The following is a 20,238-nucleotide window of genomic DNA, read 5'->3' as shown; positions in this document are numbered from 1 at the left end:
GCGCTATCTCCTGATTCAGGCACCGAGCGCCCGATGAAAGGCGACGATGGAGTTATACAGCCGAGCCCTGCGCGGTGTGCGCCGCGGAGCAGGCAAGGGGATCGGAATCACTCTACAAGAGTTTCGGGCAGCGTCTAATCAATCGGCTGGTAATCGGCGCGGACATCTCGCGATTTCGTGAGCCTGGTCCTATTCTTTCTCGCCCGAATCGGACGAGCCGCGGACACCGGGCGCGACCGCGATCGGAATCCGGCTGCGCAGCACGACGACGACGTCCACGACGAGCGAGCCGATCACGCCCGCGATGATGGACAGGAAGAGCACGTAGCTGTTGATCCACGGCTGGTGCCGCAGCAGCACCGCGATCACGATGAACACGACGAACTTGAGGATCCAGCCGCCGAGCACGATCGCGAAGAAGATCGCAGCGAACAGCTCGCCGCCGGCCCAGCGATTGGCGAACAGGATGCTGGCGGCGGTGATGCCGAGGAACACGAGCCCCATCGCGGCGCCGATGAGCGCGCTCGTCACGCCCACTCCCCCAGCGACCAGCAGGCCGACCACGACGGCGACCACGGCGATGGCGGCGACGATGATCGCGTCCCACTTGAGGGCGGTGCGCATCACACGATTGACGGCGAGCTGGGGGCGCGGGGCGGTCATGAGGCCTCCTTGCGGGCGCGGTCGGTCTCGTCCGGCAGCGTGACCGGAGTCAGGACGGGGCTGCTCGGCGCGGCATCCGTGATCCTCGCCTCGGGCTCGACGCCGTGCGACTCCGCCGCCATGACGGCGCGGCGGCGGCCGAGCGGCGCGAGCGTGACCGCGGTGCACGCGATCAGGCCGACGACGACGAACACGATCGCGACCCAGACGGGAACGACGGGCGCGAACGAGAACAGCAGCATGCCGATCGAGACCACCGCCGTCCAGGCGTAGAAGATCAGCACGGCGTGGAAGTGCGAGTGCCCCATGTCGAGCAGGCGGTGGTGCAGGTGCTTGCGGTCGGCCGCCATGGGCGAGCGGCCCGCGTTCACGCGCCGGATCACCGCGAGGCCGAAATCGAGGAACGGGACGATCAACACGGCGAGCGGCAGCACGATCGGCAGGAACGCGGACACGAGGTGGGTGCGGCCGACGACGTGCTGCAGCGTGGACGGGTCGAACTGGCCCGTCACCGTCACAGCGCTGGCGGCCATCAGCAGGCCGACGAGCAGCGCGCCTGCATCGCCCATGAACATGCGCGCCGGGTGCCAGTTGAGCGGCAGGAATCCGACGCAGGCGCCGATCAGGATCGCGGTGATGACGGATGCCAGGGAGAAGTAGTTCAGCGGGCTCGTGCGCACCGTGATCGAGTAGGTGTACACGAGGAACACGCAGTTCGCGATGATCGCGACGCCGACGACGAGCCCGTCGAGGCCGTCGATGAAGTTGATCGCGTTCATGGTGAGCACGACCACGATGACCGTGATGATCACACTGGTCAGCGGCGACCAGACCGTGAGGCCGCCGAGCGGCAGAGAGAGGATCTGCACGCCCGACCAGGCGACGAGGCCCGCGGCGACCATCTGGCCGGCGAGCTTGGTCATCCAGTCCAGGTCGACGAGGTCGTCGACGACGCCGATCACGACGATCAGCAGGCTGCCGCCGAGGATGCCGAGCACGGGCTTCGGGTCGTTGAAGACGATCTGCAGCAGCGCGAAGCGCGCGGAGAACAGCCAGGCGGCGCCGAAGGCGATGAGCACGCCGAGGAACATCGCGACCCCGCCGAGGCGGGGCGTCGGGCGGGTGTGCACGTCGCGCTCGCGGATCGCCGGGTAGAGCTTGAAGCGCAGGGCGAAGCGGTAGACCGCCCACGACAGCCCGAAGGTCACGAGCGCGGTGAAGAGACCGAGCAGCGCGAGGAGGGTCATGGGGCGTCAGTCCTCCGGGTCGGAGGGCGCAGACTCTGGGGAGGGCTCCGCCTTCGCAGGCACAGCCTGCTCAGCGCCCTCAGCGCCGGACGCGGCCTGGACCTGCTCAGCCGTCTGCAGCTTGTCGCCGATGACGGCACGCAGCTCGTCGGCCGAGACGACGCCCTGGCGCAGAATCCGTACTCCGCTGCCGTCGGCGAGGCCCGTGACGTCGATGATCGTCGAGGACTCGCTGGCACCGGACTCGGCCACGCCGTCGTAGGCGGCGCCGGCAAGGCCCGCGTCGAGGTAGACGGCGATCGACTCGCCGAGCATCTCCTCGGCGGCGGCGGCCGTCTTGGCGGCGGCGAGGCCCGTCTTGTTGGCGCTCGAGACCGCGAGTGGTCCGGTCTCGCCGAGCAGCTCGAGGGTGAGCTTGTGGTCGGGCATGCGCAGGGCGACGGTGCCGTGCGTCTCGCCGAGATCCCAGACGAGCGACGGCTGGGCGCTGAAGACGATCGTGAGGCCGCCGGGCCAGAACGCCTCGGCCAGCTGTCGCGCCTCGTCGGGCACGTTCGCCGCGAGCGCATCGAGCGTCTTGAGGTCGGGGATCAGCACGGGCGGCGGCGACTGGCGGCCGCGGCCCTTCGCGTCGAGCAGCCGCTGCACCGCGGCGGCGTTGAAGGCGTCGGCAGCCACCCCGTAGACCGTGTCGGTGGGGATCACGACGAGCTCACCACGGCCGAGCGCCTGGCGGGCGAGGCGCGTGCCGGTGAGCAGCTCGTCGGGGTCGGAGCAGTCGTAGATCGAGGGCATGACGCCTGAAGTCTATCCACCGCCCCCTGCATCCTCTGTGCGCGCGGTGGAGTTGAGTTCAGGGTCGCAGCGCCGTCGTCGCGCGGTCGCGGCCGGTCAGATCGGGATGGGTGGATGCCGCGCGCCAGCCGTCCGCCGCGAGCAGCGCCCTGATCGCCTCCCCCTGCAGCTCGCCGTGCTCGATCACGAGCAGCGCCCCGGGGTGCGCGAGTCGCAGCGCGGTGCGCGACAGCGCGCGCACGAGGTCGAGCCCGTCGGGGCCGCCGTAGAGCGCCATCGCGGGGTCGAACAGACGCACCTCTGGGTCGCGGGGAATCGCCTCGTCAGGAACGTAAGGCGGGTTCGAGATCACGACGTCGACGCGGCCATCGAGCTGCGACAGCACGGCCGGGTCGGCGAGGTCGCCTTCGATAAGCGTCGCGTTGGCGGCACCGGATGCCGCGAAGTTGCGCCGGGTCCACGGCAGTGCCTCCGGCGATTTCTCGACGGCGAACACCCGCGCGTGCGGCACCTCGACGGCGAGCGACAGCGCGATCGCGCCGCTTCCGGAGCCCAGGTCGACGGCGAGCGGCTCGGGCGAGGCGGCCTGGCGCAACGCGTCGATCGCGAACTGGGCGACATGCTCGGTCTCAGGCCGCGGGACGAACACGCCGGGCCCGACCGCGAGCTCGAGCGAGCGGAACGCGGCGGTTCCCGTGATGTGCTGCAGCGGCTCGCGCGCGGCGCGGCGGGCGGCGAGCTCGCGGACGCGATCGACGATAGAAGCCTCGGCCTGGGCATCCGTCAGGGCCATCGCCTGCACGCGCCCGCGGGAGGCATCCGTCACAAATCCGATGAGCAGGGCGGCGTCGATGCCGGGGGTGGGCACATCTGCCGCGGAAAGCTGAGCGGTGACCTCGCTGAGCAAAGCTCGGATCGTAACGGGCGTCGTGTTCATACCCCCGCAACAATAGGCTTTCCCCATGGCCGAGATTCTTTCTGACATCACCAAGGCAGTGGGCGGAACGCCCCTCGTCAAGCTGAACCGCGTCACCGACGACGCCCCCGCGACCGTGCTCGCGAAGCTCGAGTTCTTCAACCCGGCATCCAGCGTGAAGGACCGCATCGCGGTCGCGATCGTCGACGCGGCCGAGGCCGACGGCGCCCTGGCCGAGGGCGGCACCATCGTCGAGGCGACGAGCGGCAACACCGGCATCGGACTCGCGATGGTCGGCGCGGCCCGCGGCTACAAGACGATCCTCGTCATGCCCGACACGATGAGCGTCGAGCGCCGGCTGATCCTGCGCGCCTTCGGCGCCGAGGTGGTGCTCACGCCCGGTGCTGAGGGCATCAAGGCGTCGATCGCCAAGGTGCAGGAGATCGTGGCGGCGACCGAGGGCGCGATCTGGGCCCGCCAGTTCGAGAACCAGGCGAACCCGACCATCCACTACACCACCACGGGCCCCGAGATCTGGGACGCGACCGGCGGCAACGTCGACGTGTTCGTCGCCGGCATCGGCACGGGCGGCACCATTACCGGTGCGGGCCGCTTCCTCAAGGAGAAGAACCCCGGCATCCGCATCGTCGCGGTCGAGCCGGCCGAGACCGAGATCCTGCGCGGCGGGGCGCACGGCCCGCACAAGATCCAGGGCATCGGCGCGGGATTCGTGCCGGAGGTGCTCGACACCGAGGTCTACGACGAGGTGCTCCCCGTGCCGAGCGACGACGCGATCGCGACCGCGCGCCGCCTCGCGGCGGAGGAGGGCGTGTTCGCCGGCATCTCCTCCGGTGCGGCCGTGTACGCCGCGACCCAGCTCGCCAAGCGCCCGGAGTTCGCCGGCAAGACGATCGTCGCCGTCGTGCCAGACACGGGCGAGCGCTACTTCTCGACCGCGCTGTACAAGCACCTCGCCGAGGCCGACGCCTAAGGTGCCCGCGCACCCCCTTCGTGCGCTGCGCGAGGACATCGCAGCGGTCAAGCGCCGCGACCCGGCCGCGCGCAACGCCGCCGAGATCGTCCTCGCGTACTCCGGCATGCACGCGATCTGGGCGTACCGCCTCGCGCACCGCTGGTGGCGGTCCCCCGGATTGAAGCTGCCGGCGCGTCTGCTGTCACAGCTCGCCCGCTCGGTGACCGGCGTCGAGATCCACCCAGGGGCCGTCATCGGCCGCCGGGTGGTGATCGACCACGGCATGGCTGTCGTGATCGGCGAGACGGCGGTCGTGGGCGATGACGTGCTGATCTACCACGGCGTGACGCTCGGCGGGAATAAGCGCGGCAGCAATGACAAGCGTCACCCGACGATCGGCAGCGACGTCGTGATCGGCGCGGGGGCGAAGCTCATCGGCGACATCTCGATCGGCTCCCACAGCCAGATCGGCGCCAACGCCGTCGTCACCCACGACTTCCCCGAGCACTCGGTGCTCACGGGCGTTCCGGCGATCAACCGCAGCGAGCGGGTATAGCGGGAGTCAGACGGATGCCGTGAGCCGCCTCGGCGCGAGGCATCCGTCTGCTTCCGCTCATCGTTTCGAGACGCACGCCTATGCATGCTCCTCAACGATCGGAGCGGTGTGCCTTACGCCTCGGTGTCGCCGAGGGCGGCGAGGCGGGCCTCCTCGTCGGCCTGGATCGCGGACTCCACCACCGGGTCGAGCGCACCGTTCATGACCTGGTCGAGGTTGTAGGCCTTGTAGCCGGTGCGGTGGTCGGCGATGCGGTTCTCGGGGAAGTTGTAGGTGCGGATCCGCTCGCTGCGGTCCATCGAGCGCACCTGCGATTTACGGGCATCGGATGCCGCGGCATCCAGCTCCTCCTGCTGCTTCGCGAGCAGCCGGGCCCGCAGCACGCGCATCGCGGCCTCGCGGTTCTGGATCTGCGACTTCTCGTTCTGCATCGACACGACGATGCCGGTCGGCAGGTGCGTGATGCGCACGGCCGAGTCGGTCGTGTTCACCGACTGGCCGCCGGGGCCGGACGAGCGGAAGACGTCCACCCGGATGTCGTTCGCCGCGATCTCGATCTCCTCGGGCTCGTCGACCTCAGGGAAGACGAGCACGCCGGCGGTCGAGGTCTGGATGCGGCCCTGTGACTCGGTCGCCGGAACGCGCTGCACGCGGTGCACGCCGCCCTCGTACTTGAGGTGCGCCCAGACGCCGTCCGCGGGGTCGGTCGCGTTCGACTTGATCGCGACCTGCACGTTCGTGTAGCCGCCGAGGTCGGTGGCATCCGCCTCGAGGATCTCGGACTTCCAGCCCTTCGAATCCGCGTAGTGCACGTACATGCGCAGCAGATCGGCCGCGAAGAGCGCGGCCTCCTCACCGCCGGCGCCGCCTTTGATCTCGAGGATCACGTCGCGGCCGTCGTCGGGATCGCGCGGGATCAGCAGGCGCCGCAGCTTCTCCTGCGCGGCGGTCTGCTTCTCCTCGAGGCCGGGGATCTCCTCGGCGAAGGCCTCGTCCTCGCGGGCGAGCTCGCGTGCGGCATCCAGATCGTCCACCGACTGCTGCCAGTCCTCGTAGGCCTTCTTGATCTGCGAGAGCTCGGCGTAGCGGCGGTTGACCTTCTTGGCGCGCGCCGCATCGGCGTGCAGGGCCGGGTCGGCGAGCTGCTGCTCGAGATCGCTGAATTCCTCGAGCAGTCCTGAGACCGACTCGAACATCAGCGGTGGTTGTTCTCGTTGCCGTGCGAGTGCCCGTTGCCGCCAGAGGTCGGGATCGACTTCTGCATCTGCACGAGGAACTCCACGTTCGACGAGGTCTCCTTCAGCTTGCCGAGCACGACCTCGAGCGCCTGCTGCTGGTCGAGGCCCGCGAGGGCACGGCGCAGCTTCCAGGTGATCTTGACCTCGTCGGGCGAGAGCAGCATCTCCTCGCGGCGCGTGGACGACGCGTTCACGTCGACGGCCGGGAAGATGCGCTTGTCGGCGAGCTGGCGCGAGAGGCGCAGCTCGCTGTTACCGGTGCCCTTGAACTCCTCGAAGATGACCTCGTCCATCTTGGATCCGGTCTCGACGAGCGCGGTCGCGAGGATCGTGAGCGAGCCGCCGTGCTCGATGTTGCGCGCGGCGCCGAAGAAGCGCTTGGGCGGGTACAGCGCGGAGGCGTCGACGCCGCCGGACAGGATGCGACCGGATGCCGGGGCGGAGACGTTGTACGCACGGCCGAGTCGCGTGATCGAGTCGAGCAGCACGACGACGTCGTGGCCGAGCTCGACGAGGCGCTTGGCGCGCTCGATGGCGAGCTCGGCGACCGTCGTGTGGTCCTCGGCGGGGCGGTCGAAGGTCGAGGCGATGACCTCGCCCTTCACCGTGCGCTGCATGTCGGTGACCTCTTCGGGCCGCTCGTCGACGAGCACGACCATGAGGTGGACCTCGGGGTTGTTCGTCGTGATCGCGTTCGCGATCTGCTGCAGCACGATCGTCTTGCCGGCCTTGGGCGGTGCGACGATGAGGCCGCGCTGCCCCTTCCCGATCGGGGCGACCAGGTCGATGATGCGCTGGGTCAGCTTCTCGGGCACCGTCTCGAGGCGCAGGCGCTCCTGCGGGTAGAGCGGGGTGAGCTTGCCGAACTCGACACGGCTCGCCGCCTCGTCGACGGTCTGGCCGTTGATCGAGTCGACGCGCACGAGTGCGTTGTACTTCTGGCGGGAGTTGTTCTCGTTCTCGCGCGGCTGGCGGATCGCGCCGACGACGGCGTCGCCCTTGCGCAGGCCGTACTTCTTGACCTGGCCGAGCGAGACGTAGACGTCGCTCGCCCCCGCGAGGTAGCCGGTGGTGCGCACGAAGGCGTAGTTGTCGAGGACGTCGAGGATGCCGGCGACGGGGATCAGCACGTCGTCTTCGCTCAGCTCGATCTCGGCGTCGTCGCCGCCGGGGGCACCGCGGCGCTTGCGGTCGCGGTAGCGGCTGCGACGGCCGCCCTCGCCCTGCTCGCCGTCCTGCTTGTTCTGGTTGTTGTTGCCCTGGCCGTTCTGGCCGCCCTGCTGGGCCTCGGGCTTGTCTGCCTCTTTGGCGGGCTGCTGCTCGCCGCTCTGGCCGCCGTTGCTCTGGCCGTTGTTCTCGCGGTCGGCGCGGTTGCGGTTCCGGTTGCGGCGGTTGCGGCGGCCGCGGCCGCCTTCGCCCTCGCCACCCTGCTGGCCGTTCTCGTCGGAGGAGTCGGCAGATGCCTCGCCCTCTGCCGCCTCGGACTGAGCGGGCGGCTCGCCGCGGCCCGCCTGGCGCTGCTCGGCGACCGCGTCGAGCGCGGAAAGCAGCGACTCGACACCGGTCTGGCCCGCGTTCACGTGGCCGGCGGCCGCCGTGACGGCGCCGCCGGTGGAGGCGCGACGGGAGCGGCGCGCGGGGCGGGTGGATGCCTCGGGCTCGGTCGCCTCGGTAGGCTCCGCCGTCTCGGCGACGGTCGGCGCCTGCTCGGCAGGAGAGTCTGCCTGGGGAAGCTCGAGCGGCAGCTCGACGGCAGGCTCCGCCGGCGTCTCGACGACGGGCGCCTCCGTTGCGGAATCCGTCTCGATGGCCTCGACCACGGCGTCTGAGGCGGCGCCGCGCGCTGCGTCAATGGCCGCAATGAGCTCGCCCTTGCGCAGCTTCGCGCCGCCGGCGATGCCGAGCTGGGTCGCGAGGGCCTGCAACTGCGGAACGCGCAGCGAGTTGAGGTCGACGTCAGCGGATTCGGCGCTGATCAGATCAGTCACTTGTCAGGGATTCCTATCTCCGAAGGGCGCATGAGGGCCACATCGGGAAAGCACTCGCATCGACTCTGTTGCGCGGCGGAACGTTTCGCCGCTGGGTAGGACTCGGGTTGGATCAACTCGATTGCGAGGCGTACGTGTTTCTGATTCACCCGCAGATTCCGATTCGCCGGCGAGCCGGGACTTCGGTGGGTGATGCGCCCTATCCTAACACCCACGGGTGGGCACCCGATGCGCCACGCGCGCGAGCGCAGAGCGCCCGCGAGTCAGCATCCGTCATGCAACAGTCTGTGCGCGGAACACCCTGCGATATGCACCTGGCGTCACGCCGAGGACCTGACCGAACTGCGCCCGGAAGTTGCTTGTGCTGGGGAATCCGGTCTGTGCAGCGATCCGGTCCACCGTGTGATCGGTTGTCTCCAGCAGTTCCTGTGCATGGCGGAGTCGCACGCCGCTGACCCACTGCATGGGGCTCTGCCCCGTCTCATCCTTGAACCGACGGGTCAGGGTGCGCGCGCTCATGCCCGCCGCTTCTGCGATGTCCGCGAGCGCGAGATTGCGGTGCGCGTTGGCCTCGATCCAGGCGAGCGTCCGCCCGAGGGTCGTTCGAGACGGCGGGCGATTCCGAACAATGTACTGCGCTTGCCCTCCTGGCCGGTGCAGCGGGGCGACGGCCAAGCGGGCCGCATCCGCCGCGATGGCAGTTCCGTAATCGCGCTCGACGATGTGCAGGCACAGATCGAGTCCGGATGCCGCGCCCGCCGAGGTGAGGATGTCGCCACTGTCCGTGTAGAGCACGTCGGCATTGAGACGAATAGCCGGATACCTGGATGCGAACTCGTCCGCGACGAGCCAATGGGTCGTCGCGTCCCGACCGTCGAGCAAGCCGGCCTCTGCGAGGCTGAACGCGCCCACGCAGATGGACGCGATCCGCGTCTTCCGCCCCGCAGCGGCTTGCAATGCGGCAAGGACCTCAGGCGACGCCGGCGCGAACGGATCGTTCCTGCCCGGCACGACGATGAGATCGGCGCGATCGAGTGCGTTCAGCCCCTCATCGATCGCCAACCGCAGCGGCCCCGCCTGAACTGACGGTTCCTGGCCGGCGACGAGAAGCCGGTAGCCGGGCCTTCCGTCCGGCAGGCGAACGCGCCCGAACGTTTCGATGGCCGTGGCCATATCGAACGCAATCGCATCTGGAAGAGCGAGCACAGCGACCGTGTACATCCGTGAATTTTAGAACGAATATCGGTGTCTAGATTCAGGCATAAGTCGTCTATATAGCCGTCGCGGCGTACGCCTGCTCGGCCAGAGGATGAGAACGACCCCTCAATGAACAGGAATCCCCCATGCCTCAGCTCCGCGCCCAGTTCGTGCTCTTCGACGGATTCGACCCCCTCGACGTCATCGCCCCGTTCGAGGCCCTCGTCGCAGGCAGCGATGTCCTCGCCGGTGCCCTGTCCGTCGAGTTGGTGAGCGCGGCCGGCCCAGGTCCCGTGCAATCCGGACTCCCCCAGATCGCGCTCACGGCGACTGCCGCCCTCGACCCCCATGCCCCCGGCTACATCCTCGTCCCCGGAGCGGTCGGTCCCGTCGACGGCGACCCGGACGCCGGGGACGAGACCATCCCCGTGCTCCTGGCCAGATTCGCCGCGAGCGAGGCCATGCCGCTGATCGCTCGCGCACTCGACGACTCGGAGGTCACCGTTGCGGCGTACTGCGGGGGCTCGCTCGCTCTCGCGATGGCCGACCTGATCGAAGGCCGCACCGCAACCACCCACGTCCTCGGCATCGACATGCTCGATGCCACCGGGGTGAATGCCGTTCGTGCGCGCGTGGTGGACGACGGCGACCTCATCAGCGGCGGCGGCGTCACCTCAGGACTCGACGTCGCCCTGTATCTGCTCGAACGCGATTTCGGCTCGACGACCGCACACGCGGTCGAGGAGCTGTTCGAGTACGAACGACGCGGCGTCACCGTGCGAACCGAACGACCGGCGGCGGCCTGACCAGACGCATCCACGCTCACCCAACGAACGGAAAGAGACAAGACGAATGAGCGCCATCACCGGAACCTGGTTGCTGCGTATGAAAACCCCTGTCGGGACCATCGAGGCCGAGTACCGCTTCGAAGAGGACGACGGGGTGCTCTGCGGCAGCGCACGAGGCAATGGAGAGACCACACCGCTCACGGACATCGCCGTCACGGACGGCGCAGAGGGCGAACGCGTCACCTGGCGGCAGCGGATAACGAGACCGCTCCGCCTCAATCTTGAGTACGACGTCATCGTCACCGGCGACACCCTGGTCGGCGAGTCCCGCGCCGGACGACTGCCACGCAGCCGCGTCACCGGCGAACGAGCGCACGCATGAGCGCCTTCCTGCTCTCGGTCCATGTGCTGGCCGCCATCCTCGCCATCGGTCCTGTCTCCATCGCCGCGAGCATGTTCCCGCGATTCGCTCGCATCGGGCTTGCGGCACCCGATGACCTGAAAGCCGGCGCCGCCGCGCACATCCTGCATCAGATCACGCGGGTCTACGCAGTCATTGGCGTGCTTGTGCCCGTATTCGGCATCGCCACCGGCGCCAGCAACGGCGCTCTCGGCGACACCTGGCTGATCGTCTCCATGATCCTCACCGCCATGGCCGCGGCACTCCTGATCGTCCTCATCCTGCCGAATCAAACACGCGTGATCCAGGCGCTCGATGCCGGTGCGGACGGACTGCGCGACCCGGCACTCGACGGGATCACACGCCGACTCGGAATGCTGACGGGCGTGTTCAACCTGCTCTGGGTGATCGTGGTCGTCCTCATGATCTACCGCCCCGGATCGACGACGGGCGTCGGGCTGTGAACCCGCGGCGCATCCTGCAAATCGTCGGCACTGCGGAGCTCATCACGCTCGCACTGATGCTCGCGAACCTCGCCACCGTCCACCTGCCGGCGGTGTCGCACCTGCTCGGACCGCTCCACGGGCTCGCATATACCGGCACGGTCATTGTGGCTGCCCTCGTCAGCGGTGGGCATCACCGCGTCTGGCTGTGGTCGCTCGTCCCGGGAATCGGAGGCCTTCTCGCAGCCCGCGTCGCGTCCCCAACGGAGACGGCCCGACGCTTCCCAGGCGACGAGCTATAGGGCAGGCACGGATGCGGTTCCCTGAGCCACCGTCGCGCCCTTGAAGTCAACCGCGAGCATGAGCGTCTCCCACGGCACGGGCGATGTCGCCGCGACCAGCTCGGCTGCGGCCAGCCGATCGGCCGGCCGCTCGCAGAGCACGAGTACGCTCGGCCCCGCGCCCGAGACGACGGCCGGAAAGCCCGCGTCGCGCAGCAGGCGCACGAGCGCGTGCGTGTCGGGCATGGCGGCGGCGCGGTAGTCCTGGTGCAGCTTGTCCTCGGTGGCCGAAAGCAGCAGCTCGGGGCTCTGGATGAGCGCCGCGATCAGCAGTGCCGACCGTGACAGATTGAACACCGCGTCTTCGTGAGGGACCTGCGCGGGCTGCAGCGAGCGTGCGAGCTTCGTCGGCACGGTGTGCGCCGGCACGAATACGACCGGCGAGACGCCGCGGTGCACGTTGAGCTTCTTGTGCTGCGGGCCGCTCGGCTCGAGCCAGGCGATCGTGAGCCCGCCGAAGAGGGCGGGGGCGACGTTGTCCGGATGCCCCTCAAGCTCGGTCGCGATCGCGAGCAGCTCGGCCGAGCCGAGCTCGACGATGCCCTCGAGCAGCCCCTTGGCCGCCATGATGCCGCCGACGATCGCGGCGCCCGATGAGCCGAGGCCTCGGCCGTGCGGGATCGCGTTGTGCGCGACGATGTCGAGGCCGGGCACCATCGCGCCTTTGCGGCTCAGCACATCGAGAATGACGGATGCCACGAGATTCGAGGCATCCGTCGGAACGGAGCCGTCCGAGCCCACGCCCCTGACCGTGACGCGCACGCCGGGCGTCCCCGAGACGGTCGCGTCGATCTCGTCATAGAGCGACAGCGCGAGGCCGAGGGTGTCGAAGCCGGGACCCAGGTTGGCCGTGGTGGCGGGCACGCGCACGTGCACACGGCGGCCGACCGGGATCGCCGGCCTGGGCATCATTCCGCCGGGGTCGGCCCCGGAGGTCATCTTGCGCGATGACGCGGCGGAGCCTGCGTCGGCGGGAACCGCCGACTCCGAATTCATACAGCGGCTCCGACGGGCGCCTTCTCGAGGCCGATCGCGCCGGCGACGGCGTCGGCCGAGACCTCGACGACGGTCGGCTGCACCTCGGATCCGTCGGCCTGGCGCAGGGCCCACTGCGGGTCCTTGAGGCCGTGGCCCGTGACGGTGATCGTCACGACCGAGCCCTCGGGGATCGCGCCGGCGGCGGCCCGCTCGAGCAGCCCGGCGACACCGATGGCGCTCGCGGGCTCGACGAAGACACCGACCTCGGCCGCGAGCAGCTTCTGCGCCGCGAGGATCGTCTCGTCATCGATGGCGCCGAAGTAGCCGTTGGTCCTGTCGCGCGCCTCGAGCGCGAGGCCCCACGAGGCCGGGTTGCCGATGCGGATCGCGGAGGCGACCGTCTCAGGGTCCTTCACGGGGTGGCCGAGCACGATCGGGGCCGAGCCGGCGGCCTGGAAGCCGTACATGCGGGGCAGCTTGGTCGTCGCGCCGCGCTCAAGCTCCTCGACGAAGCCGCGGGTGTACGCGGTGTAGTTGCCGGCGTTGCCGACGGGGATGAAGTGGAAGTCGGGGGCGTCGCCGAGGCGCTCGACGATCTCGAAGGCCGCCGTCTTCTGGCCCTCGATGCGGTCGTTGTTGACCGAGTTGACGAGGTGCACGGGGTACTCGGCGGCGAGCTCGCGCGCGACGTCGAGGCAGTCGTCGAAGTTGCCCGTGAGCTGCACGATCTCGGCGTCGTGCACGATCGCCTGGCTGAGCTTCCCGAGCGCGATCTTCCCCTCGGGGATGAGCACGACGGCCTTGATGCCCGCGTGGGCGGCGTAGGCGGCCGCCGATGCCGAGGTGTTACCGGTCGAGGCGCAGATGACGGCCTTCGCGCCGGCCTCGACGGCCTTCGAGATCGCCATCGTCATGCCGCGGTCCTTGAAGGAGCCCGTCGGGTTCATGCCCTCGTACTTGATGTACACGCGGGCGCCCGTGCGCTTCGAGAGCGCCGGGGCCTCGATCAGAGGCGTGCCGCCCTCGCCGAGGGTGACGATCGGGGTGGCATCCGTCACATCGAGGCGGTCGCGGTACTCGTGCAGGACTCCCTGCCACTGATGGGCCACTTGCTTTACGCTCCTTCGATCCGCAGCACGTGGGCGATCGAGGTGACCGCCGCGCTGGCGCGCAGAGCCTCGACGGTCGCGGCGAGCGACGCCTCGAGGGCTGCATGGGTTCCGATGACCAGGGTAGCCGTCGGCGGCTTCTCGCCCGCCGTGCCTGCCGCCCCGGCCGACGACTGCACGACGGTCTCGATCGACGCGCCGTTCTCGGCGAAGATGCGGGCGATCTCGGCGAGCACGCCGGGCTGGTCGGCGACGTGCAGCGTCACGTGGTAACGCGTCACGGCGGCCGAGACGGGCAGCACGGGCAGGTCGGCGTGCGTGGATTCCGCGACGCCGGGGCCGCCCGCCACGTGTCGACGCGCCGCCGAGACGACGTCGCCGAGCACGGCGGACGCGGTCTGGATGCCGCCCGCGCCGGCGCCGTAGAACATGAGGTCGCCCGCGGCCTCGGCCTGCACGAACACGGCGTTGTTCACGCCGTGCACCGCGGCGAGCGGATGCCGGTGCGGCACGAGCGCGGGGTAGACGCGCGCCGACACCGCGGCCTCGCCGGTGGCCGGGTCGGCGATGCGCTCGCAGATCGCGAGCAGCTTGACGACATAGCCCATGCTGCGGGCGAGGTCGACCTGCTCCTTCGTGACGTCTTCGATGCCTTCGCGGTAGACGGCGTCGAGCGGCACGTTGGTGTGGAAGGCGAGCCCCGCGAGCAGCGCCGCCTTGGCGGCCGCGTCGTAGCCGCCGATGTCGGCGGTCGGGTCGGCCTCTGCGTAGCCCAGCTCGGTGGCCACGGCGAGGGCGTCGCCGAGCTCGTCGCCGCCCGTATCCATGCGGTCGAGGACGAAGTTCGTGGTGCCGTTCACGATGCCGAGGATGCGGGTGACCGAGTCGCCGGCGAGGCTGTCGCGCAGCGGCCGGATGATCGGGATCGCCCCGCCGACCGCCGCCTCGTAGTACAGCTGCGCGCCGACTTGGCCGGCCAGGTCGAACAGCTCGGTGCCGTGCGTCGCGAGCAGCTGCTTGTTGCCCGTGACGACGTCGGCGCCCGAGTTCAGCGCCTTGATGATCAGCTCGCGCGCGGGCTCGATGCCGCCCATCAGCTCGACGACGATGTCGGCGCCGAGGATCAGCTGTTCGGCATCCGTCGTGAACAGCTCGCGCGGCAGGGCCGCGTCGCGCTTCTTGTCGAGGTCGCGCACCGCGATGCCCGCGAGCTCGACGCGCGCTCCGATGCGGCTCGACAGCTCGTCGCCGTTCTCGAGCAGCAGCCGCGCGACCTGCGCGCCGACGGTGCCGCCGCCGAGCAGCGCGATCCGCAGCGTTCGGTATTCGATCACAGGCTCACTCCAGCGTCGTGGGAAAGAAGGTCTTCCTCCGTCTCGCCGCGCACGATCAGACGGGCGGCCCCGTCGCGCACGGCGACGACAGCCGGGCGCGGCAGGTAGTTGTAGCGACTCGACAGGGAGAAGCAGTACGCGCCGGTCGCCGGGACGGCCAGTAGGTCGCCGGGAACGAGGTCGCCGGGCAGGTAGTCGGCGTCGACGATGATGTCGCCGGACTCGCAGTGTTTGCCCGCGATGCGGACGAGCGCCGGTGCGGCATCCGATCGCCTCGACACCAGCCGCACGCTGTAGTCGGCCTGATAGAGCGCGTACCGGGCGTTGTCGCTCATGCCGCCGTCGACGCTCGCGTACAGCCGCGTGGCCGTGCCGCCCTGCTCGGCGGGCAGAGCGACCTCGACGGGCTTGGTCGTGCCGAGCTCGTAGAGCGTGACGCCCGGGGTGCCGATGATCGAGCGGCCAGGCTCGAAGGCCAGGTGGGGCACCGGGATGCCGAGCTCGGCGCAGGTTTCGGCGACGGTGCTGACGATGTGGGCGGCGAGCTCGTCGATCGGCGTCGGGTCGTCGGCCGTCGTGTAGGCGATGCCGAAGCCGCCGCCGAGGTTCAGCTCCGGAACGGGGCCGCCGTCGAGCAGGCGCGCGTGCATGGCGAGCAGGCGGCGGGCGGATTCCGCGAACCCGTCAGACCCGAAGATCTGCGAGCCGATATGGCAGTGCAGGCCCACGAAGTCGAGCGAATCGTGGGCACGGATGCCTGCCACGATGCGCTCCACCTGCTCGAGCGGCAGACCGAACTTCTGGTCCTCGTGGGCGGTCGCGAGGAAATCGTGGGTGTGCGCGTGCACGCCCGAGTTGACGCGCAGGCGCACCCGCTGGCGGCGGCCGTGGCGCGTCGCGGCCTCGGCTACCCGCTCGATTTCCTGCTCAGAGTCGATGACGATCGTGCCGAGCCCCACGCTCACCGCGCGGTCGATCTCGGTGAGGGACTTGTTGTTGCCGTGCAGGCCGAGGCGCGCGGCATCCACGCCTGCGGCGAGCGCGACGGCGAGCTCGCCCGCGCTGCACGTGTCGACGTTGAGGCCGGCCTCGGTGACCCAGCGGGCGATCTCGGTCGACAGGAACGCCTTGCCCGCGTAGTAGACGGTCACCGTGGTGCCGGCGGCTTCCGCGGCGGCGGCGAAGGCGGCCAGGGTGCGGGCGGCTCGGGCCTTGGCATCCGTCTCATCGATCACATAGAGCGGGGTGCCGAACTGCGCCTTCAAGTCGGTCGCGCGCACTCCCCCGATGCTGACGACGCCGTCGGGATCGCGGCTCGTGCTCGCCGGCCAGATCGCGGCGGGCAGTTCGTTCGCGTCGTCGGGAACGGCGAGCCAGCTCGGCGCCAGGGGGTTGGTGGCCACGGGTGTCCTCTGTCGTTCGGGGATTCCGATCGAGTTTATCGGCCTCGCCTGGGCGCTCAGGACTTCATGATGGGGCGCTTCCATGCCAGCGCCGTCGCCGAGACGCGCAAAAACGGGGCTCTGCGCGATCAGAAGCCCGTTTTCGCGCGTCTCGGCGGAGCCTCCGATGCCGAGCTCAGCCGCGCCAGCCGCGCAGCGTGAGCGCTTCGCGGGTCATGCGCTCGACATCGGCGGCCGTGTGGTGCTTGCGCACCCTGATCACGGTCCACCCCGCGAGCACGAGCTTGTTGTAGCGATCGACGTCGATGCCCGACCAGCGGTCCTTGTGCCAGCGCTCACCCTCATATTCGATGACCACCTTGAAGCGCCGGTAGACGAGGTCGCCGATCGCGATGAGCTTCCCGTCCGACCCGTAGATGCGCAGGTTGCGCTCGGGCTCCGGCAGCCCGGCGCGCAGGATCACCAGACGCACCCAGGTCTCGCGCGGCGACCATACGTTCTCCCTGAGCTGAGGAAGCGCCTCGCGCAGCTTGCGGACCCCACGGCCGGAACCGTATGCCGCGAGCGCGCGCTCGAGATGACGCGGCGCGGCGAGCAGGAAGGGCTTGTCTGACAGCATCCGATCACCTGCCTGAATGAGTTCATCCACTTCCAGAACGGATGCCAACTCGCACCACACCTCGGCGAGAAAGCGCACGCGGCGGCCGTTGATCCATGACGTCTCGGCGCCCTTCGCGGTGTGCCCGATCACGTTCGAGCCGCGCGGGGTGTAACGCCCGGGTGCCGTCACGTGTACGACGGGCTGCTCAAGCCTCGTGGGTAGTGGGACCCCCGCTATGCGCGCCGCTGTCGGCCCGCTGAAGAACCAGCCGCGCGGCATCCGTGTCTGATACGCATCGCAGAGGAGTTCGAACCGCCTGTCGTCGTCAACATCTATCCAGAGCGCATGGGGAAGGCGCACACCATGAAAGGGATTCGCGAGATCGGATGCTCTGAGGCGATCTCGGGTAAGCCCTGCCGCATCGGCCGCGGCCACGGTGAACGGGGTGCCAGAGAGGTGATCGGGCAGTGCTGCTGGGTGGCGCATGCCGGAAGTCTGGCGAGGCGGCGGGTGGCGGCGTCTCGAGCGGGCCCGCTTTCTTGGACAACGGGCTCGCTGTCGCGCCTGTGCTGGGGAAGAGCGGCGCAACACGCGGCCTTTGCGCAGGGATCGGCCGTGGGCGGCGTTCTCACCGAGACGCGCAAAAACGGGGCTCTGCGCGATCAGAAGCCCGTTTTCGCGCGTCTCGGCGAGGCGTCCGCGTCTCGGCGAGGCGGGTGCGGCCCACGCGGCGCGTCTCGGCGAGGCTCGCGCGTCTCGGCGAGGCGGGCGCGGCCCACGGGCGGAGCGGCGAGGGGGCAGGAAGCCGACGGCTAGTCCGCGGGGCAGGCGCCGTGCGTCTGGAAGGTCTTCGGGTCGAGGGAGAAGTCGGTCGCCTGGAAGCCGATCGCCGCCTTGCTGCGCTCAATCGTGATGTCGCCGACGTCGAGTCCGGCGGGCAGGTACGGCGCGATGCAGACGTTGACCGGCTTGCCGTCGAAGATGCCGCCGAGCAGGGATTTCACGTCGAAGTGCACTGGACCTGACGTGACGTTGACGGATTCCGGGTAGAGGCGGATCATCGCGCCGTCGGCGACGGGGCGCACCGCCGCCGAGTAGCTGAGCGGCAATCCGAGCACCTGTGCCGTCGCCATATAGGTGACCGTCTTGGCGCTCAGCGCGATCGATGCCGTCGGGTCGGGCAGCGACACGAGGCTGTTCACCGCGGCCTGCGAGACGTGCAGCGTGCCGCGCGCCGAGCCCAGCACGGGTGCGGTACGGAAGGAGCGGTCGATGCGCACGTCGTTCGCCTCGACCGTCGCCGAGACGGAGCCCCGGGCGGTCGTGATGGCGGGGGCATCCACCTGCACCTGGTCGAAGCGCCCGGCCGCATACTGCGCCAAGAACGAGAAGCCGCGCACATGCACCTCGAGGCCCGGCGCCGTCACCCCCGCGGGAAGCGAGTTCGCGATCTCGGCTTCCATGCGCCTTTCGGCATATGCCCTCAGCGTGGCGTCGGCGCCGAAGGCCACCGCCACCACTGCGAGGAGGACGACGACAAGCCACGCGAGACGACGCATGCCGATCGCTACATCTTCTCCGGAGCAGAGACGCCGAGCAGCCCGAGGCCGTTGCGGATGACCTGGCCGGTCGCGTCGTTCAGCCACAGGCGCGTGCGGTGGATCGGCTCGACGGGCGCTTCACCCAGCGGGATGACGCGGCAGCTGTCGTACCAGCGGTGGTACAGCCCGGCGATCTCCTCGACGTAGCGGGCGACGCGGTGCGGCTGGCGCAGCTCCGCCGCCTGGGCGACGACGCGCGGGAACTCCTGCAGCGCGCCGAGCAGCGCCGACTCGGTCTCGTGCGTCAGCAGCTCGGGCGCGAACTCACTGCGATCCACGCCCGCCGCAGCCGCGTTGCGCGCGACGGACTGCGTGCGCGCGTGCGCGTACTGCACGTAGTACACCGGATTGTCGTTGCTGCGCTTGGCGAGCAGGTCGAGGTCGAGGTCGAGCGGGGTGTCGCTCGACGACCGCACGAGCGAATAGCGGCCGGCATCCACCCCGACGGCGTCGACCAGGTCGTCGAGCGTGACGATGTTGCCCGCGCGCTTGCTCATTCGCACCGGCTGGCCGTCCTTGAGCAGGTTGACCATCTGCCCGATGAGGATCTGCAGGTTCACGCCCGGCTGGTCGCCGAACGCGGCCGCCATCGCCATCATGCGGCCCACATAGCCGTGGTGGTCGGCGCCGAGCATGATGATGTTCTGCTCGAAGCCGCGCTCGCGCTTGTTCTGGTAGTAGCCGATGTCGCCCGACATATAGGCGGGCTCGCCGTTCGAGCGGATGATGACCCGGTCGCGGTCGTCGCCGAACTCGGTCGTGCGCAGCCAGGTCGCGCCGTCCTGCTCGAACACATGCCCCTGCGCGCGCAGCTGCTCGATCGCCTTGTCGACGGCGCCCGAGGTGTGCAGCGAGTCCTCGTGGAAGAACACGTCGAAGTCGACGCCGAACGAGTGCAGCTTCTGCTTGATCTCCTCGAACATGAGGTTCACGCCGATCGAGCGGAAGACCTCCTGCTGCTCATCGCGCGACAGCGCGGCGAGGTCGCCGTCGTAATCGCTGACGACCTGCTTCGCGATGTCCGCGATGTAGGCGCCGCCGTAGCCGTCCTCCGGCGTCGGCTCGCCGAGATAGCTGGCGAGCAGGCTGCGCGCGAAGCGGTCGATCTGCGAGCCGTGGTCGTTGAAGTAGTACTCGCGGGTCACGAGCCCGCCTTCGGCCTGCAGGATGCGCGCCAGGCTGTCGCCGACGGCCGCCCAGCGCACCCCGCCCATGTGGATCGGCCCCGTGGGGTTCGCGCTCACGAACTCGAGGTTGATGGTGATGCCGTCGTAGAGGTGGCCGTGGCCGTAGGCATCCCCCGCCTCCACGATGGTCTTCGCCAGCTGGCCCGCGGCCGCCGCGTCCAGACGGAAGTTGATGAAGCCCGGGCCGGCGATCTCGGCGGATGCGACCCCGGGCAACGACGACGCGGCTTCGGCGATCTCGGTCGCGAGCTCGCGCGGATTCGTGCCGAGTGGCTTCGCCAGCTTGAGCGCGACGTTGGTGGCCCAGTCGCCGTGCTCGCGGTTCTTCGGCCGCTCGAGCGTCACGTCGGACTCGGCGAACTCCGGCCCGTCGTTCTCGCCCCGGCGTCGCGCGACGATGGGCGCGACGAGGGCGAACAGGGCAGCGGAAAGCTCGGCGGGAGTCACAAATAACGATTCTATGGGAGCGCATTTCGCGGG

General features: G+C 69.6%; 20 protein-coding genes. 6 read left to right on the top strand and 14 right to left on the bottom strand.

The window, feature by feature from the left end; genetic code table 11:
* Positions 1-189: 189 nt before the first annotated feature.
* The 4 genes from ABD708_RS17480 to prmC are packed head-to-tail and all read right to left on the bottom strand — an operon-like array spanning position 190 to position 3,642.
* A complete protein-coding gene (locus ABD708_RS17480) occupies positions 190-663 on the bottom strand; it encodes a Cg1360 family ATP-synthase-associated protein (RefSeq protein ID WP_344756874.1) in 474 nt (157 codons plus the stop codon).
* Entirely contained in the window at positions 660-1,910 is a 1,251-nt protein-coding gene (locus tag ABD708_RS17475; RefSeq protein ID WP_344756872.1) for an MraY family glycosyltransferase, read from the bottom strand. The genes ABD708_RS17480 and ABD708_RS17475 overlap by 4 nt, the downstream gene beginning before the upstream one ends.
* A 6-nt stretch (positions 1,911-1,916) precedes the next feature.
* Positions 1,917-2,705, bottom strand: a complete 789-nt coding sequence (locus ABD708_RS17470) for an L-threonylcarbamoyladenylate synthase (protein WP_344756870.1) — start codon at positions 2,703-2,705, stop codon at positions 1,917-1,919.
* 58 nt (positions 2,706-2,763) lie between these two features.
* Positions 2,764-3,642, bottom strand: a complete 879-nt coding sequence (gene prmC, locus ABD708_RS17465; protein ID WP_344756868.1) for a peptide chain release factor N(5)-glutamine methyltransferase — start codon at positions 3,640-3,642, stop codon at positions 2,764-2,766.
* A 25-nt stretch (positions 3,643-3,667) separates the two neighbouring features.
* Here prmC and cysK point away from each other — a divergent pair, with 25 nt between their 5' ends.
* Positions 3,668-4,612, top strand: coding sequence for a cysteine synthase A (gene cysK, locus ABD708_RS17460; protein ID WP_344756866.1), 945 nt, complete (start codon positions 3,668-3,670; stop codon positions 4,610-4,612).
* A gap of 1 nt (position 4,613) precedes the next feature.
* Positions 4,614-5,150: a serine O-acetyltransferase gene (cysE, locus tag ABD708_RS17455; RefSeq protein WP_344756864.1), complete on the top strand. Its 537-nt coding sequence runs from the start codon at positions 4,614-4,616 to the stop codon at positions 5,148-5,150.
* A 113-nt stretch (positions 5,151-5,263) separates the two neighbouring features.
* Here the strand turns inward: cysE and prfA are convergent, their stop codons facing one another.
* The 3 genes from prfA to ABD708_RS17440 all read right to left on the bottom strand — a co-directional run bounded on the left by prfA (position 5,264) and on the right by ABD708_RS17440 (position 9,597).
* Entirely contained in the window at positions 5,264-6,346 is a 1,083-nt protein-coding gene (gene prfA / locus ABD708_RS17450; protein ID WP_344756862.1) for a peptide chain release factor 1, read from the bottom strand.
* A complete protein-coding gene (rho, locus tag ABD708_RS17445; RefSeq protein WP_344756860.1) occupies positions 6,346-8,376 on the bottom strand; it encodes a transcription termination factor Rho in 2,031 nt (676 codons plus the stop codon). Before rho ends, prfA begins: the two co-directional genes overlap by 1 nt.
* Before the next feature lie 273 nt (positions 8,377-8,649).
* Positions 8,650-9,597 (bottom strand): GlxA family transcriptional regulator, encoded by a 948-nt coding sequence (locus ABD708_RS17440; RefSeq protein WP_344756858.1) that lies wholly within the window; start codon positions 9,595-9,597, stop codon positions 8,650-8,652.
* Between the two features lie 122 nt (positions 9,598-9,719).
* On the opposite strand from ABD708_RS17440, the gene ABD708_RS17435 reads away from it, so the two are divergent.
* Genes ABD708_RS17435 through ABD708_RS17420 form a run of 4 tightly spaced genes read left to right on the top strand, consistent with a single transcriptional unit; the run spans position 9,720 to position 11,506 of the window.
* A complete protein-coding gene (locus tag ABD708_RS17435) occupies positions 9,720-10,379 on the top strand; it encodes a DJ-1/PfpI family protein (protein WP_344756856.1) in 660 nt (219 codons plus the stop codon).
* A 46-nt stretch (positions 10,380-10,425) separates the two neighbouring features.
* Complete coding sequence (locus ABD708_RS17430; protein WP_344756854.1) at positions 10,426-10,743, top strand: hypothetical protein; 318 nt, start codon at positions 10,426-10,428, stop codon at positions 10,741-10,743.
* Positions 10,740-11,225: a DUF2269 family protein gene (locus ABD708_RS17425; RefSeq protein WP_344756852.1), complete on the top strand. Its 486-nt coding sequence runs from the start codon at positions 10,740-10,742 to the stop codon at positions 11,223-11,225. The genes ABD708_RS17430 and ABD708_RS17425 overlap by 4 nt, the downstream gene beginning before the upstream one ends.
* Positions 11,222-11,506: a hypothetical protein gene (locus tag ABD708_RS17420; protein WP_344756850.1), complete on the top strand. Its 285-nt coding sequence runs from the start codon at positions 11,222-11,224 to the stop codon at positions 11,504-11,506. Before ABD708_RS17425 ends, ABD708_RS17420 begins: the two co-directional genes overlap by 4 nt.
* Here the strand turns inward: ABD708_RS17420 and thrB are convergent.
* The 7 genes from thrB to argS form a co-directional block, all read right to left on the bottom strand.
* The gene (gene thrB / locus ABD708_RS17415) at positions 11,501-12,454 is read right to left on the bottom strand and encodes a homoserine kinase (RefSeq protein ID WP_344757180.1); all 954 of its coding nucleotides are present in this window, start codon (positions 12,452-12,454) and stop codon (positions 11,501-11,503) included. The two genes, ABD708_RS17420 and thrB, sit on opposite strands and share 6 nt — an antisense overlap.
* Before the next feature lie 83 nt (positions 12,455-12,537).
* Positions 12,538-13,632 (bottom strand): threonine synthase, encoded by a 1,095-nt coding sequence (gene thrC, locus ABD708_RS17410; protein WP_344756848.1) that lies wholly within the window; start codon positions 13,630-13,632, stop codon positions 12,538-12,540.
* A gap of 5 nt (positions 13,633-13,637) precedes the next feature.
* Complete coding sequence (locus ABD708_RS17405) at positions 13,638-14,966, bottom strand: homoserine dehydrogenase (protein ID WP_344756846.1); 1,329 nt, start codon at positions 14,964-14,966, stop codon at positions 13,638-13,640.
* Positions 14,963-16,369, bottom strand: a complete 1,407-nt coding sequence (gene lysA / locus ABD708_RS17400) for a diaminopimelate decarboxylase (RefSeq protein WP_344756844.1) — start codon at positions 16,367-16,369, stop codon at positions 14,963-14,965. The genes ABD708_RS17405 and lysA overlap by 4 nt, the downstream gene beginning before the upstream one ends.
* 175 nt (positions 16,370-16,544) lie before the next feature.
* On the bottom strand, positions 16,545-17,159 hold the full coding sequence (locus ABD708_RS17395) for a DUF559 domain-containing protein (RefSeq protein WP_344756842.1): 615 nt from the start codon (positions 17,157-17,159) through the stop codon (positions 16,545-16,547).
* Positions 17,160-17,782: 623 nt separating this feature from the next.
* On the bottom strand, positions 17,783-18,529 hold the full coding sequence (locus ABD708_RS17390; protein ID WP_344756840.1) for an LmeA family phospholipid-binding protein: 747 nt from the start codon (positions 18,527-18,529) through the stop codon (positions 17,783-17,785).
* Between the two features lie 8 nt (positions 18,530-18,537).
* Positions 18,538-20,205, bottom strand: coding sequence for an arginine--tRNA ligase (gene argS, locus ABD708_RS17385; protein WP_344756838.1), 1,668 nt, complete (start codon positions 20,203-20,205; stop codon positions 18,538-18,540).
* Positions 20,206-20,238 lie beyond the last annotated feature (33 nt).

Source organism: Gryllotalpicola koreensis, assembly GCF_039538185.1.
GTDB lineage: Bacteria > Actinomycetota > Actinomycetes > Actinomycetales > Microbacteriaceae > Gryllotalpicola > Gryllotalpicola koreensis.
Note: the sequence above shows the minus strand (reverse complement) of the source record. Positions and strands in the feature narration are given on the sequence as shown.

Bases quoted from the DNA above. Each gene is read 5' to 3' on its own strand.
- ABD708_RS17480 (WP_344756874.1), bottom strand. From the start codon at position 663: ATGACCGCCCCGCGCCCCCAGCTCGCCGTCAATCGTGTGATGCGCACC.
- ABD708_RS17475 (WP_344756872.1), bottom strand. From the start codon at position 1,910: ATGACCCTCCTCGCGCTGCTCGGTCTCTTCACCGCGCTCGTGACCTTC.
- ABD708_RS17470 (WP_344756870.1), bottom strand. From the start codon at position 2,705: ATGCCCTCGATCTACGACTGCTCCGACCCCGACGAGCTGCTCACCGGC.
- prmC (WP_344756868.1), bottom strand. From the start codon at position 3,642: ATGAACACGACGCCCGTTACGATCCGAGCTTTGCTCAGCGAGGTCACC.
- cysK (WP_344756866.1), top strand. From the start codon at position 3,668: ATGGCCGAGATTCTTTCTGACATCACCAAGGCAGTGGGCGGAACGCCC.
- prfA (WP_344756862.1), bottom strand. From the start codon at position 6,346: ATGTTCGAGTCGGTCTCAGGACTGCTCGAGGAATTCAGCGATCTCGAG.
- ABD708_RS17440 (WP_344756858.1), bottom strand. From the start codon at position 9,597: ATGTACACGGTCGCTGTGCTCGCTCTTCCAGATGCGATTGCGTTCGAT.
- ABD708_RS17435 (WP_344756856.1), top strand. From the start codon at position 9,720: ATGCCTCAGCTCCGCGCCCAGTTCGTGCTCTTCGACGGATTCGACCCC.
- ABD708_RS17430 (WP_344756854.1), top strand. From the start codon at position 10,426: ATGAGCGCCATCACCGGAACCTGGTTGCTGCGTATGAAAACCCCTGTC.
- ABD708_RS17425 (WP_344756852.1), top strand. From the start codon at position 10,740: ATGAGCGCCTTCCTGCTCTCGGTCCATGTGCTGGCCGCCATCCTCGCC.
- thrB (WP_344757180.1), bottom strand. From the start codon at position 12,454: ATGCCCAGGCCGGCGATCCCGGTCGGCCGCCGTGTGCACGTGCGCGTG.
- ABD708_RS17390 (WP_344756840.1), bottom strand. From the start codon at position 18,529: ATGCGTCGTCTCGCGTGGCTTGTCGTCGTCCTCCTCGCAGTGGTGGCG.